Source organism: Vogesella sp. AC12, from assembly GCF_024437575.1.
Classification (GTDB): domain Bacteria; phylum Pseudomonadota; class Gammaproteobacteria; order Burkholderiales; family Chromobacteriaceae; genus Vogesella; species Vogesella indigofera.
The window spans coordinates 15,436-29,552 of sequence record NZ_JANFNU010000007.1 but is presented as its reverse complement, the minus strand read 5'-3'; the positions used below and the strand labels follow the sequence as shown (position 1 = coordinate 29,552).

Sequence of the window (14,117 nt, the reverse complement as noted above, 5' to 3'; positions counted from 1 at the left end):
CTGGAGGGCGCGCGCATGAGCAACTGGGATCTGGGCAGCTGGCTGTCACTGGCCGATTCGCCGTATGCCGCGCTGCCGGCCATCGTCACCAGCCTCGGCATCGGCCTGCTGATGGGGGTGGAGCGCGAACGCAAGAAACGCACGCTGGCGGGTATCCGCACCTTCCCGATGACCGCGGTGTTCGGCTGCCTGCTGGCGGTACTTTCACAGCACGGCAGCCCGAACTGGCTGCTGCCGGCGCTGGGCCTGCTGGTGATCGCCAGCCTCGGCTTCCTGCCGCTGGGCCGCGAGGCAGAGGAAAACGAACCGCGCACCACCACCGTGGTGGCGCTGGTCGTCGCCTACGGGCTGGGCCTGCTCTCCGCCAACGGGCTGGAAGAACTGGCCGTCGCCGTCGCCATCATCGTCACCGCCCTGATGTACCTGAAACCGGAGCTGAGCGGCATCAGCCAGCGGCTGGATCGCCGCGACCTGCTGGCGCTGCTTCAGTTCGCCGCCCTCACCTTCATCGTGCTGCCGGTGCTGCCGAATCAGGGTTTCGGCCCCTACGCCGCCTTCAACCCGTACCGGGTGTGGCTGATGGTGGTGCTGATCGTCGGTGTCGGCCTCGCTGGTTACTTCGCGGTGCGCATGCTCGGCGAGCGCGTCGGTACCCCGGTGCTGGGCATCCTCGGCGGCCTGGTCTCCACCACCGCCACCAGCCTGGTCTATGCCCGCGCCGCGCGCGACAATCCGGCCTCGGTGGCGCTGTCGGCACGGGTGATCCTGCTCGCCAACCTGGTGCTGTTCGTGCGGCTGGCGCTGATCACCATGGCGGTGGCGCCGGCGGCGCTGGAAGGCGCCGTGCTGCTGATGGCCCCGCCGTTGCTGCTCGGCCTGTTGACGGTGATGCTGCGCCCGCGCCATGCCGCCAATGGCCAGCGCGAGACGCCGGCGCTGCAGCTGAGCAACCCGGCGGAGCTGAAACTGGCACTCAGCTTCGCGCTGGTGTTCGCCATCGTGCTGGTATGCAGCGCATGGTTGAACGACCTGTTCGGCCAGCGCGGCGTGTACGTGATCGCGCTGATCTCCGGCCTCAACGACGTCGACGCCATCACCCTGACCGCGCTGGAAATGCTGGGCAAGCAGCAGCTGGCGCTGATGCCGACGCTGCTGGCGATCAGCATCGCCATCACCAGCAACACCCTGTTCAAGTTCGGACTGATCTCCAGCCTCGGCGGCCGCCTGCTGGCGCTGCGCTGCCTGCCGACCTTCGTGGTGATGCTGCTGGGGCTGGCCATCGGGCTGTGGCTCAACCTGATCGCCGGTTGAGCCGGCCCGGCGCTCAGAACCCGTTCAAAGTCTCGCGAGCTAGAGCGAGACAAGGCGAAAACGGCTGAGGAAGCGGCGTTGACATGGGTCAATGAGCATTCCGAAGCCGTTTTCAACGCCGTATCGCCTCATGTTGAGATCAGTTGCAGCAGACATTGAAAGGTTCTCAGGCGTCGGCGCCGACGGCCCGCAGCCGCTCGCGGATCGGCTCCGGAATCGAGACCGTCTTGCCGGCCTGATAGTCGACCCACACCAGCGTCGCCTCGCCCACCGCGTACACGGTATCGACGTCACCCTCGACCCTGAAATGGTGGCGCAGCTTCAGGCTGCTGCGGCCAACCTTTTCCACCTCGATGCTGATCAGCACCGTCGCCGGATAGGTCATCTCGCGCTTGTAGACACAGCTGGTGCTGCCCAGCACCGGGCCGATGCCCTGCGGGTCGATCGGGTAGCCGATGTCGTCCAGCCACTCGACGCGGATCTGCTCCATGTAGCGGAAGTAGCAGGTGTTGTTGAGGTGACCGACCGCGTCCATATCGCCCCAGCGCATGCTGATGCGGCGGGTGTCGAGCAGTGGCAGGATTTTTTCCATCGTGGGCTCCGGTATCTGGTTGCATTGCAGCATGCGATCATAACGCGCTACTGACGTTAACGTCAGCACACAGCCGCGCAACACAGTGTTCCGCATGCGCTAGAATGGCCGGCTTACCCGCCTCCCGCTCATCATGGCCAAACTCTTCTTCCGCTACGCCGCAATGAATAGCGGCAAAAGCACGCAACTGCTGCAGATCGCCAATAACTACGAATCGATGGCCAAGACGGTGCGGCTGTACACCGCCGCCATCGATGACCGCTTCGGTGTCGGCAAGATCACCTCGCGCCTCAACATCCAGCGCGACGCGCTGACCTACGACGACCATTTCGATTTTCTGGCCGCGGACTACGCCGGCATCGCTTGCGTGCTGATCGACGAGGCGCAGTTCCTGACGCCGACGCAGGTACAGCAGCTGCACCGGCTGGCGCATACCCGCCACGTGCCGGTGATCTGCTTCGGCCTGCGCAGCGATTTTCGCGGCGAGCCCTTTCCCGGCGCCGCCTGGCTGCTGGCGCTGGCGGAAGACATCGAGGAGATCAAGACCATCTGCCACTGCGGCCGCAAGGCCACCATGCACATCCGCCGCGACGGCAACGGCCAGCGCATCAAGGAAGGGCCGCAGGTGGTGATCGGCGACGAGGCCCGCTACCACGCGGTGTGCGCCAGGTGCTTCTACGCCTGAGCGCCTGCCCCATCACCCCATCACCCTGCCACGCCCGCCAGCGCCCAGCGCCCAGCGCTGGCGTTTTAATTGGCCGCGACCGGTTCGCGGCCATACTGCTGACCCGCCGGCACGGGTACTGATCGCAAGACGCGCACCTCGCTTGCGGCCAACCTTGTCCGGCCCCGCACACCCGTCACACACAGCCGCTCACCCGAACCATCACCGCGTGCAGATGGCAGCACCATCCGGCTTTTCCTGCCGGCGCCGCAGTCTCGCCTTTCTGTGACACCGGCCTTGGCACTATAAAGAACTGCCAACCCGTTCCCCGTCACAAGGAGCGCCTCATGTTGCCAGCCGGTAGTCAGGATGCGGTCGACAGTTTCTATCACCTGCACGGCGAGGAGCCGGCCGCGCTGCCCTGCCAGGGGCTGGCCTGTTTTGCCGCCCGGGCGCAGGCACCGGCGGCGTGGCGCGCGGCGCAGCGACAGGATCGTGGGCTGTACTGCCACGGCCAGTGCCACCAGCCACCGGGGGCGCCACCCGTGCGCCCGCACATCGCCAGCCTGCTGCCGCACAGCGTGCTGCTGGGCAACGTACTGGCCGGCGGCATCCACGACTTCGGCGCCTATTTGGCGCGCGGCGGCGGCGTGGCGCTGCAGCAGGCGCGCCGCATGAGCCAGGCGGCGCTGCTGCAAGCGCTGGACGACAGCGGCCTGCGTGGCCGCGGTGGCGCCGGCTTCCCGGCCGGTCGCAAATGGCGCGCTGCGGCGGCGGCCTGCGGCAGCCGAAAATACCTGGTGGTGAACGCCGATGAAGGCGACCCCGGCAGCTTTTCCGACCGTTACCTGCTGGAAGACGACCCGTACTGCCTGATCGAGGCTTGCCTGATCGCGGCACAGGCGATTGGCGCCCGCCACGGCGTCATCTACCTGCGCAAGGAATACCCGCACGCCGCCCGCGTGCTGCAGGTCGCGCTGCAACAGGCACGCGATGCCGACTGGCTGGGGACGGATTTCGAGCTGACGCTGCACATCGGCGACGGCAGCTACCTGTGCGGCGAGGAAACCGCGCTGCTCAATGCGCTGGAAGGCAAGCGCCCGGAGGTGCGGCTGCGCCCGCCGCAGATCACCGCGCACGGGCTGCACGGCCAGCCCACGCTGCTGCACAACGTGGAAACCCTGTGCGCGGTGCCATGGATCATCCGCCACGGCGCGGCGGCCTACGCCGCACTGGGGGTTGGCCGCAGCCGTGGCAGCAAGCTGCTGTCGCTGAACGCCAGCTTCAACCGCCCCGGCCTGTACGAGGTGCCATTCGGCCTGCCGCTGACGGCCATCGTGCACGAACTGGGACAGGGACTGCATCACGGCCAACTGCGCGGGCTGATGATCGGCGGGCCGCTGGCCGGCCTGGTGCCGCCGGCGCTGCTGGACACGCCGCTGGATTACGAGGCGCTGCACGCCATCGGCTGTGCCGTGGGCCACGGTGGGGTGATTGCCTTTGCCGACGACACCCCGCTGCAGGCGATCATGGCCGAGGTATTCCGCTTTGGCGCACGCGAGTCCTGCGGCAAGTGCACGCCCTGCCACTACGGCGCCGCCGAGTTGGCGCGGCAGTTTGCCGCCGCGGGCGACGGCCAGGCCATCGACGGCGCCCGCTGCCAGGCACTGCTGGACAATCTGGCACAAGGCAGCCTGTGCGGCCACGGCCGCGGCCTAGCCGAATTCGCCCATGCCCTGCAACGCCACTACCCGGAGGAGCTGCGCGCATGCCTCGCCTGATACTCAATGGCCAAGCCCATGACGTGCCGGCCGGCACGCTGCTGCTGGACGCGCTGGCCACCGCCGGCAGCCCTGTGCCACAGCTGTGCCACGACGCGCGGCTGGCGCCCAGCGGCGGCTGCCGCCTGTGCCTGGTTTCCATCGACGGCCAGCCGCTGCCACAGCCCGCCTGCGCCACCCGTGCCGAGGACGGCATGGTGGTGCACAGCCATACCCCGGCGCTGGAAGCGCTGCGCCACAGCAACCTGCAACTGCTGGCCGAGCGCTACCCGGCCAGTGCCGTGACCGCGCAGCCGGAGCTGCCCTTCCATGCCCTGCTGCGCCAGTACCACATCCAGCCCGGCGGCGACGTGGCCGGCAACGGCTTCCGTGACGACAGCCATCCCTACATCGGCGTCGACATGGATCGCTGCATCCACTGCCAGCGCTGCGTGCGCATCTGCGACGAGGTGCAGGGCCAGTTCGTGTGGGCGGAATGGGGGCGCGGCGAGCACACCCGCATCGCCACCGCTCACGGCAACAGCATGCTGGCCGATGGCTGCGTCAGCTGCGGCGCCTGCGTCGACAGCTGCCCCAGCGGCGCGCTGTTCGACAAGCCGGCAACGGCCGCGCAGCAATGGACACGCACTACCTGCGGCTACTGCGGCGTCGGCTGCCAGATGGACGCCGGCAGCGCCGATGGCCGCGTGGTGGCGGTGCGCCCGGCGCAACATCCGGTGAACCGTGGCCACCTGTGCCTGAAGGGCCGCTACGGCTTCGAGTTCAACCACGCCGCCGACCGCGTCACGCAGCCGATGATCAAGCAGCACGGCGAGTGGCAGCCGGTGAGCTGGGACGAGGCGCTGAGCTTTGTCGCCAACCGCCTGCTGGCCATCCGCGGCCAACATGGGCCGGACGCCATCGGCGTGCTGGGCTCGGCGCGCGCCAGCAACGAGGAGAACTACCTGGCACAGAAGTTTGCCCGCGTGGTGATCGGCAGCAACAACGTCGACTGCTGCGCCCGCGTCTGCCACACCCCCAGTGCCAAGGCGCTGAAAACCATGCTCGGCACCGGCGCGGCCACCAACCACTTCGACGACATCGAGCAGGCGCGCACCCTGCTGCTGTGCGGCTGCAACCCCACCGAGAACCACCCGGTCATCGGCGCCCGCATCAAGCAGGCGGTGCGCCGCGGCGCCCGGCTGGTGGTGATCGACCCCCGCCGCACCGAGCTGGCCGCGATGGCCGACCTCCACCTGGCGGTGCGCCCCGGCCATAACGTGCCGCTGCTCAACGCGATGGCCGCCACGCTGATCGAGGAAGAGCTGCTGGACCACGACTTCATTGCCACGCGGGTGAGCGGCTACGCCGAGCTGGCCGATTTTTTGCGCGACTACACCCCGGAACGGGTTGCCGCTGGCTGCGGCGTGGCCGCCGCCGACATCCGCGCCGCGGCGCGGCTATATGCCACGCAAGGCCCGGCGATGTGCCTGCACGGCCTGGGCGTCACCGAGCACCTGCAGGGCACCGAAGGCGTGATGTGCCTGATCAACCTGGCCCTGCTCAGCGGCAACCTGGGCAAGCCCGGCAGCGGCATCAACCCCTTGCGTGGGCAGAACAACGTGCAGGGCGCCGCACACATGGGCTGCGACCCGGCCACCCTGACCGGTGCGCAATCGTTTGCCGACGCCGGCGAGCGCTTCGCCGCGCACTGGGGCACGCCGCTGCCAAAAAGCCGCGGGCTGGACCTGCTGCAGATGATGGACGCGGCCCGCGACGGCCGGCTCAAGGCGCTGTGGGCGATGGGCTACGACATCTACCTGACGCTGGCCAACGAGGCCGCCACCGCCGCCGCGCTGGCGCAGCTGGAGCTGGTCATCGTGCAGGACCTGTTCCTCAACGAAACCGCGCGCCGCTTCGGCCACGTGTTCCTGCCGGCGGCCTCCTTCCTGGAAAAGGACGGCACCTTCATGAACGCCGACCGCCGCGTGCAGCACATCCGCCAGGTGGTGCCGCCGCCCGGCGACGCGCTGCCCGACTGGCAGATCATCTGCCGCCTGGCCGCCGCCATGGACCAGCCGACCGGCTTCGACTTTGCCGGCCCGCAGGCCGTGTGGGACGAGATCCGCGCGCTGTGGCCGGCCGGAGCCGGCCTGAGCTACACACGGCTGGCGCAGGAAAGCCTGCACTGGCCCTGCCCGGACGAACAGCACCCCGGCACACCGGTGCTGCACAGCACGCAGTTTGCCACCAGCCAGACCGCCACACTGGCGTGCATCCCGTTCCTACCCAGCAGCGAGCAGCCGGATGAGGACTATCCGCTGCTGCTGGTCACCGGCCGGGTGCTGACCCACTTCAACGCCGGCACGATGAGCTATCGCGGCCGCAATGCGCTGCTGCGGCCATCGGACACGCTGGACATGGCACCGGCGGATGCCGCGCGGCTGGGGCTGCAACAGGGCGAGCGCGTGCGCCTCCACAGCCGCTACGGCAGCGCGGTGCTGCCGTTGAATATCAGCGAGGCACAACAGCCGGGACAGCTGTTTGCCAGCTTTCACCGCCCGGACCTGCTCGTAAACCGGCTGACCTCCGCCGTGCGCGACCGGCTGGTGCACTCCCCGGAATATAAGCTGACCGCGGTGCGGGTGGAAAAACTGGCGGACTGAATCAGGGGAACGGCCATGGCGCTGTACGGTTTTGATGCCTTCTCGCCGGCGCAGATCGCCGAGAAGATCGAGCAGGTCGGCGTCAGCAAGGCACGGCTGCCATTGCTGCAGATGGTGCTGCTGGGCATGCTGGCCGGCGCCTTCATCTCGCTGGGGGCGCTGTATTTCGTGCTGGTCGTGAGCGACGACACGCTGGGCTTTGCCGCCAGCCGCGTACTGGGCGGCGTGGTGTTTTCCTTGGGTCTGTTGCTGGTGGTGGTGGCCGGGGCCGAGCTGTTTACCGGCAACAATCTGCTGATGATGGCCTGGGCCGATGGCCGCATCAGCAGCTACGCACTGCTGCGCAACTGGCTGGTGGTGTGTACGGCCAACTTTGCCGGCGCCGCCGGCATGGCGCTGCTGGTGTGGCTGTCCGGCCACCCGGCGATGAACGATGGCCGCGTGGCGGTGCTGGTGGTCACGCTGGCCGGCGCCAAGTGCGCGGCACCGTTGGCCGTGCTGTTCTGGAAGGGGGTGCTGTGCAATATCCTGGTGTGCATGGCGGTGTGGATGGCGATGGCCGGGCGCAGCGTCACCGACAAGTTCGTTGCCGTCGTGTTCCCGATTTCGGCCTTTGTCGCCGCCGGCTTCGAGCACAGCATCGCCAATATGTATCTGATCCCGCTGGCGATGCTGCTGCAGGACAGCGTGCCGCCGGCGCTGGTATCGCCGGCACTGGGCGTGGCCGGCCTCTTGCGCAATCTGGCGGCGGTGATCGCCGGCAACATCCTCGGCGGCAGCGTGCTGGTGGCGCTGGTCTACCACCTGATCTACCGCCGAGGCCTGCCGCCGCCGGCAGCGTAGCGCGCCGGTCGACCGCGATCCGCCGCCATGATCTGGCGCCAGCGTTACCCGGCAACACCCGCTACAAAAGCAAAACGCCATCGCAGAGCGATGGCGTTTTGACTACGTGCCGCACGCTTGCGGCCAACCTTGTCAGGCGGTGCCGCCGACGGTGAGGCCGCCGTCGATGCGCAGCGTCGGCTGACCGACGCCGACCGGCACGCTCTGGCCTTCCTTGCCGCAGACACCGACGCCCTCGTCCAGCGCCAGATCGTTGCCGATCATCGACACGTAGCCGAGCACGTCCGGGCCGTTGCCGATCAGGGTGGCGCCCTTCACCGGATAGGTCAGCTTGCCGTTCTCGATGCGCCACGCCTCGGAAGCGGAGAACACGAACTTGCCGCTGGTGATGTCGACCTGGCCGCCGCCGAAGTTGGCCGCATAGATGCCGTCCTTGACCGAGGCGATGATCTCTTCCGGCGCCTTGTCGCCGCCGAGCATGTAGGTATTGGTCATCCGCGGCATCGGGATGTGGGCGTAGGACTCGCGACGACCGTTGCCGGTCGGCGCCACCCCCATCAGCCGCGAGTTCATCGCGTCCTGCATATAGCCCTTGAGGATGCCGTCCTCGATCAGCATGGTGCGGTTGGTGGCGTTGCCTTCGTCGTCGATCGACAGCGAGCCGCGGCGTGCCGACAGCGTGCCGTCATCGACCACGGTGACGCCGGCGGCGGCCACGCGCTGGCCGATCATGCCGGAAAACGCCGAGGTGCCCTTGCGGTTGAAGTCGCCTTCCAGACCGTGACCGATGGCCTCGTGCAGCAGCACCCCCGGCCAGCCGGAGCCGAGCACCACCGTCATCTGCCCGGCCGGTGCCGGCCGCGCTTCCAGGTTGACCAGCGCCTGTTGCACCGCCTTCTGCGCGTGGTGCTCGATCACCGCATCGGTAAACTGCGTCAGGTCGTAACGGCCACCGCCGCCACTGCTGCCCATCTCGCGACGGCCGTCCTGCTCCGCGATCACCGTCACCGAGATGCGCACCAGCGGCCGCACGTCGGCGGCGCGCACGCCGTCATGGCGCGCGACGTAGACCACGTCGTACTCTGCGGCCAACCCTGCCATCACCTGGATCACGCGCGGGTCGATGGCGCGTGCCAGCCGCTCGATGCGCTCCAGGATCGACACCTTGGCCTCGGCCGGCAGGCTGCCGACCGGGTCGATCGCCGGATACAGGCCGCTGCCGCGGCGCAGTGCCACCGCGCCGGCATTGCCGTGGCCGCCGACGGCGCCGATGGCGCGCACCGCATCGGCGGCCTCGCCCAGCGCGAAGGCGCTGATGTCGTCGGAGTAGGCAAACGCGGTCTTGTCACCGGATACCGCGCGCACGCCGACACCCTGGTCGATGCTGAAGCTGCCGGCCTTGACGATGCCCTCTTCCAGGCTCCAGCCTTCGCTGCGCGTGTACTGGAAATACAGGTCGGCATAGTCGACCTGATGCTGCAGCATGCGGCCGAGGGTGGCCTCGATCACCTGTTCGTTGACGCCGTATGGCGCCAGCAGCAGGCTGTCTGCGATGGAAATGGCGTTGCTCATGACTTTTGCTTTCAGGAAAAAACGCGGTGCGACAGCGCCGGTAGCCGGGTGCGCACCGAGTTGATGATTTCGGGGTCGATCTCGGCGATGACCACGCCCTCGCCCTTGTCCAGCTGGGCGACGATGCGTCCCCACGGATCGATGATGAGGCTCTGGCCGTGCGTCTTGCGGCCATTTTCGTGACTGCCGCCCTGCGCCGAGGCCAGCACGTAGCACTGGTTCTCGATGGCACGGGCGCGCAGCAGCACTTCCCAGTGTGCTTCGCCGGTCTGCGCGGTGAATGCCGCCGGCAACACCAGCAGGTCGAACGGCGCCATCTGGCGGAACAGCTCGGGAAAGCGCAGGTCGTAGCAGATGCCGAAGGCGATGTCGGCCAGCGGCGTTTCCGCACGCAGCGGCTGGCTGCCGGCGACGATGCTGTCCGATTCGCAGTAGCGCTCGCCGTTGCCGGTGAAGCCGAACAGGTGGATCTTGTCGTAGCGGCTGTGCACGCTACCGTCCGGCGCGTACAGCAGCAGGCTGTTCAACACCTTGTGCTCGTCGTCGCAAGCCAGCGGCAGGGTGCCACCGACCAGCCACACCTTGTTGTCGCGCGCCATCGCCGCCAGCTGCTGCTGGATCGGCCCGTCACCGAACGGCTCGCGAATGCGCACCTTGTCGCCTTCTTCGCGCCCCATCAGGCAGAAATACTCCGGCAGCACCACCAGTTGCGCGCCGTCAGCGGCCGCCTGCGCCACCAGGCGGGCGGCGGTGTCGAGGTTTTGTTGCGGCTGGGTGGTGGACACCATCTGGATGGCGGCGACCTTGAAAGCTGTCTTCATCTGTGGTCCTCAGGGCGTCTTGGCCGGCGGCACGGGGGTGACATTCTCCCCCACCTTGCTGACCTGCGGATCGGTCAGGCTGCCGCTGATCTGGTATTCAAAAGAAAATACCTGATTAATCGGGTCTTGCAATATTTTTTGCGTCAGCAGCGTCGCCGCTCCCAGCAGCGGGTTGACCAGCGTGGCGCCGGCCAGCAGCGACACGCTCTCGGAAATGTGCGGCGTGATGCGGGCGCGCACGTTCTGCTGGTTGCGCGGCAGGTCGGCCTCGCCGCGCAGGGTGACCTGCGCCGCCGGCCCGGTCATGCGCACATCGTCGGAGGCAAACACCCCGTCGCGGACGATGGCGCTGCCGGTGATGGCATCAAAGGCGAAGCCGCTGCTGAACACGTCGGTGAAATCCAGCCGGATGCGGCGCGACAGCGACTGCAGGCTGAGGATGCCCAGCAAGCGCGCCACGCCGGGATTGACCTGGGCAAAGCGGCCGTCGCGCACGTCCAGCCGCAGCTGGCCGCCAAGCCGTGCCAGCTCGAAATCGTGCAGGCGGCCCGGCCACGTCAGCTGGCCGTCCAGCCGTCCGCGGCCACCGTACAGCGCATCGGCGATGCCGAAACGGGTCAGCACGCCGCCGGCATTCTCGGTATCGAAGGCGACATCGACCCGCGTCTGCGGCTGGCGGCTACCCTCGCGCGGCGCCACGCCGGTGACCTGCATGCGCCCTTCCGGCATCTGCAGCGTGACCTTGTCCAGTTGCCACTGCTCACCGCGCGGCTGGGCCAGCAACGTCAGCTGGCCGAGCTGGTGCTGCTCCCAGAACAGCTGCGCCACCGCCAGCTCCAGCGCCGGCACGCTGACATCGGCCAGCAGCGTCCCGGCACTGCTGCCACCGGCGGCCACCGCGGCGCTGTCTTCCTGCAACGGCAGCGTCAGCCGCGACAACTCTGCCTGCACCCGCCCGCCGTCGGCCGCGCGGTAGCGCAGCTGGCCGGCGGCCTCGCGACTGTCCAGCTGCAGCTGCAGCGGCGCATCACCACCGCGCCAGTCGAGACGGCTGTCGACGTCGTGCAGCCGGTAACTGCCCAGTTGCAACAGCGGCGTCGCCAGCTGCAGTTGCAGCGGCAGGCCGGCGCCCTCCGCCGTGCCGCCGCCCGTACTGATGACCGTACCGAGCTGCTGCACCACGCCCAGCCACGGCAGCAGGTCCAGCTGCGGCTGGCGGATGGCGATGCCGATCTGTTGCGGGCTGGCCGGCACCTCGGCGCCGACACCAACCCCGACGCCACGCAGATTGCCGTGGCTATCCAGCGTCACCGTGCCCTGCGCCCGTTCCTGCTGCTGCCAGGCCAGCTGCCAGCCCTGCAAGGTTGGCCGCAAGCGCAGCTGTAGCGGCCATTCGGCGTCGGCCGGCTTGGCCAGCGGCGCCGGCGCCTGGATCGCCACCCCGCGCAGGCTCAGCAGCAGCTGCAGGTCATCGAGATTATTGCTGATGTCAAAATTGGCCTGGTACGGCGTGCGGCCAGACACCAGCGGCGACAGCAGCGGCACATACTGCTGCAGCACCGGGGTGATGGCGGCGTCGCCCTGCACCGCAAACTGCATCACGTCGTCACGGCGCTGGGTCGAGGTCAGCCGCCCCTGCCCGCCAAAGGCGGCAAAGCCGATGCCCGGTGAGCTCACGCCGCGCTCGTTGAACTGCAGCACGCCGCGCACTTCCTGCAACGGCGGCAGCGGCAGCTGGCGGAACTGCAGACTATTGCCGGGCAGGCTCACCTCGCCGCGCACCTTGCTCTGCAGCAGCGCCGACAGCGGAATGTCCAGCCCCAGTTTCAGTGCGGCCTCGCCCTGGCTGTCGATGGTCGACAGGAAACCGCCCAGCCAGCCGTCCACCGGGCTGCTGCGGGTGTAGGCCAGCATCTGCGGCAGGGCGCCGCGCGCCTGGCCATCGATCAGCAGGCGTGCCGGCTGCGTCATCAGGTCCGGCAGGCGCACCTTGACCGCCTGCAGCGCCACGCCGGCGGTACGCGCCGTGGCGGCGTCGACCAGCACGTGGTCGTTGCGCATCGCGAACTTGCCGTCGATGGCGGTGATATCCGGCCAGGCACGATCAAAGCGCAACACGCCGCCAGCCACCTCGGCATCGACATCGAAGCGGCCGCCGGCATCGTTGCCGAACGGGAAGCGGCTGAAATCGCCCTCCACCCGTGCCGTCACATTGCGCGCCGTACCGCCGACCAGCGCCATGTCCAGCCAGTCCAGCGTGCTGCGGCCGATCACCGCCGGCAGATAGCGACTGACGCGAGCCACCGCCACCTGTGGCACGCGGACGTCCAGCCGGCCCTGCAGCGCGCCCTGCGCCGGCAGTTGCCCGTCGCCGCTCAGCTCCGCTTTCAGGTCAGGCGTTTGCAGGCGCAGCGCCGGCAGCGTGAACTGCCAGCCCTGACCCTGCCGCTGCCAGCGCAGCTGGCCGGCCAGCTGCTGCAATGCCAGCGGCTCGGCCAATTGCTGCGGCCACGCCAGCGTCAGCCCCTGCCCGGATAGCGACAGCTCGCCGCCATCACGCGCCAGCTTCAGCTCGCCGTTGACGCCGCCCTGCACGGTCGGGCTGGTGCTCAAGGTTGGCCGCAACTGGCGGAAGGCCGTGCTCAACCGGTAATCGCGCGGCGCCCGCCACGGCCCCTGCCACTGCCAGCTGGTGTTGCGCAGCTCGCCATCGAGCGCCGTCAGCGGCAGTTCGCGCAGCGCGCTGATGCGTTGCTGCAGCACAGGCCACAGCCCCGCCAGCGACACCCCGGACAACTGCACGCGGCCGCCGCGCTGCTCGTGCCACTTGGCATCGACCGTCGCGTCGCGCAGCAGCGGGCCAAACTCGCCGGACAGCGTCAGATGGCTGGCCTGCAGCTGGTGCTCGCCCGCTGCCGCACTGCGGTAGTCCAGCTCGCCCGCCAGCCGCGGCAAGGGCAGATCGCGCCGCTGCAGTGCCAGCGACACGTCATCCACCTGCCAGCGGCCCTGCAGCGCGGTGATGCGGCCTTCGGCAAACGCCGCCGTCAGCCGCGAACTGGCACGCCCCTGGCCGGCAAACGGCGCCGTCGGCCAGTAGCGCTTGAGCAGCGACAGCTCGCCGCTGCCGGCCGCCAGCGTCAGTTCACCCTGCCATTGCCGCCAGTCGGCAACGGCACCGCCCTGCCAGCCGGCGTCCAGCAGCAGCCCCGGCAGCAGCGGGCTGTCCGGCCGGCCGTGCAGTTGCAGGCGATGGCCGCGCCAGTTGTCCTGCAGCTGCAGGGTCAGCCCTTCCAGCCGCAGCTCCGGCAAGGCCAGCAGCTGGTCGTGCCAGCTCAGCTGTTTCAGGCTCAGCGTGATGCTGTCCTGGCGCAGCAGCCAGTCCAGCAGCCGGTTGTCGCCCTTGCCACCGGACAGCGCGATGCCGTTCAGGCTCAGCCGTCCCTGGCGGTCGCGCTGCAGCGCCAGCTGCAAATCGTCCAGCTGCAGGCTGGCCAGCCGCGGTTCGAGATAGAGCCAGCTTTTCCACGCCGGAATCATCTCCACCCGCGACAGGCGGATGGCGCTGGCGCGCGACACCGGCCGCACCTGCACGTCGCGCAGAGTCAGCACCGGCGCCCACCACAGCCATTCGCCGTCGATGCGGCCAACCTTGATCGCCATGCCGCTGGCCTCACCCAGCGACTGCTCCAGATACGGGCGCAAGCGGTCGAGGTTCGGCAGCAGGATGAAGCGGAAACTCAGAAAGGAAACGGCCAGCAGCAGCAGTACCGCGGCCAGTAACCAGGCGGCGGCACGCAGGATGCGACGGGCAGTCCGCAGGATGCGCCAGCTGCGGTCAGGCGGCGTTACATCGGACGGGGAAGTGGGGGTAGAATGGTCAGTCAC

At 68.7% G+C, this 14,117-nt stretch carries 9 protein-coding genes; 5 read left to right on the top strand and 4 right to left on the bottom strand.

Annotated features, from left to right (window positions below):
* The first annotated feature begins 15 nt into the window (after nt 1–15).
* The gene (locus NOM55_RS11790) at nt 16–1,311 is read left to right on the top strand and encodes an MgtC/SapB family protein (RefSeq protein ID WP_120809444.1); all 1,296 of its coding nucleotides are present in this window, start codon (nt 16–18) and stop codon (nt 1,309–1,311) included.
* Nucleotides 1,312–1,477: 166 nt separating this feature from the next.
* On the opposite strand, the gene NOM55_RS11785 is transcribed toward NOM55_RS11790, so the two are convergent.
* Nucleotides 1,478–1,903 carry a thioesterase family protein gene (locus NOM55_RS11785; RefSeq protein ID WP_255908718.1) on the bottom strand — a complete coding sequence of 142 codons (426 nt, stop codon included), beginning with the start codon at nt 1,901–1,903 and terminating at the stop codon, nt 1,478–1,480.
* Between the two features lie 133 nt (nt 1,904–2,036).
* Here NOM55_RS11785 and NOM55_RS11780 point away from each other — a divergent pair, with 133 nt between their 5' ends.
* The 4 genes from NOM55_RS11780 to NOM55_RS11765 all read left to right on the top strand — a co-directional run bounded on the left by NOM55_RS11780 (nt 2,037) and on the right by NOM55_RS11765 (nt 7,836).
* The gene (locus NOM55_RS11780) at nt 2,037–2,588 is read left to right on the top strand and encodes a thymidine kinase (protein ID WP_255908717.1); all 552 of its coding nucleotides are present in this window, start codon (nt 2,037–2,039) and stop codon (nt 2,586–2,588) included.
* Between the two features lie 326 nt (nt 2,589–2,914).
* Entirely contained in the window at nt 2,915–4,348 is a 1,434-nt protein-coding gene (locus NOM55_RS11775) for an NADH-quinone oxidoreductase subunit F (RefSeq protein WP_255908715.1), read from the top strand.
* A complete protein-coding gene (fdhF, locus tag NOM55_RS11770; RefSeq protein ID WP_255908714.1) occupies nt 4,336–6,993 on the top strand; it encodes a formate dehydrogenase subunit alpha in 2,658 nt (885 codons plus the stop codon). Before NOM55_RS11775 ends, fdhF begins: the two co-directional genes overlap by 13 nt.
* A 15-nt stretch (nt 6,994–7,008) precedes the next feature.
* Entirely contained in the window at nt 7,009–7,836 is an 828-nt protein-coding gene (locus tag NOM55_RS11765) for a formate/nitrite transporter family protein (RefSeq protein WP_255908713.1), read from the top strand.
* Between the two features lie 132 nt (nt 7,837–7,968).
* Here NOM55_RS11765 and tldD read toward each other — a convergent pair whose 3' ends face one another.
* The 3 genes from tldD to NOM55_RS11750 are packed head-to-tail and all read right to left on the bottom strand — an operon-like array spanning nt 7,969 to nt 14,117.
* Entirely contained in the window at nt 7,969–9,408 is a 1,440-nt protein-coding gene (tldD, locus tag NOM55_RS11760) for a metalloprotease TldD (RefSeq protein ID WP_120809449.1), read from the bottom strand.
* A gap of 11 nt (nt 9,409–9,419) precedes the next feature.
* Complete coding sequence (locus NOM55_RS11755) at nt 9,420–10,229, bottom strand: carbon-nitrogen hydrolase family protein (RefSeq protein ID WP_255908711.1); 810 nt, start codon at nt 10,227–10,229, stop codon at nt 9,420–9,422.
* Between the two features lie 9 nt (nt 10,230–10,238).
* Nucleotides 10,239–14,117, bottom strand: a complete 3,879-nt coding sequence (locus NOM55_RS11750; RefSeq protein WP_255908710.1) for a YhdP family protein — start codon at nt 14,115–14,117, stop codon at nt 10,239–10,241.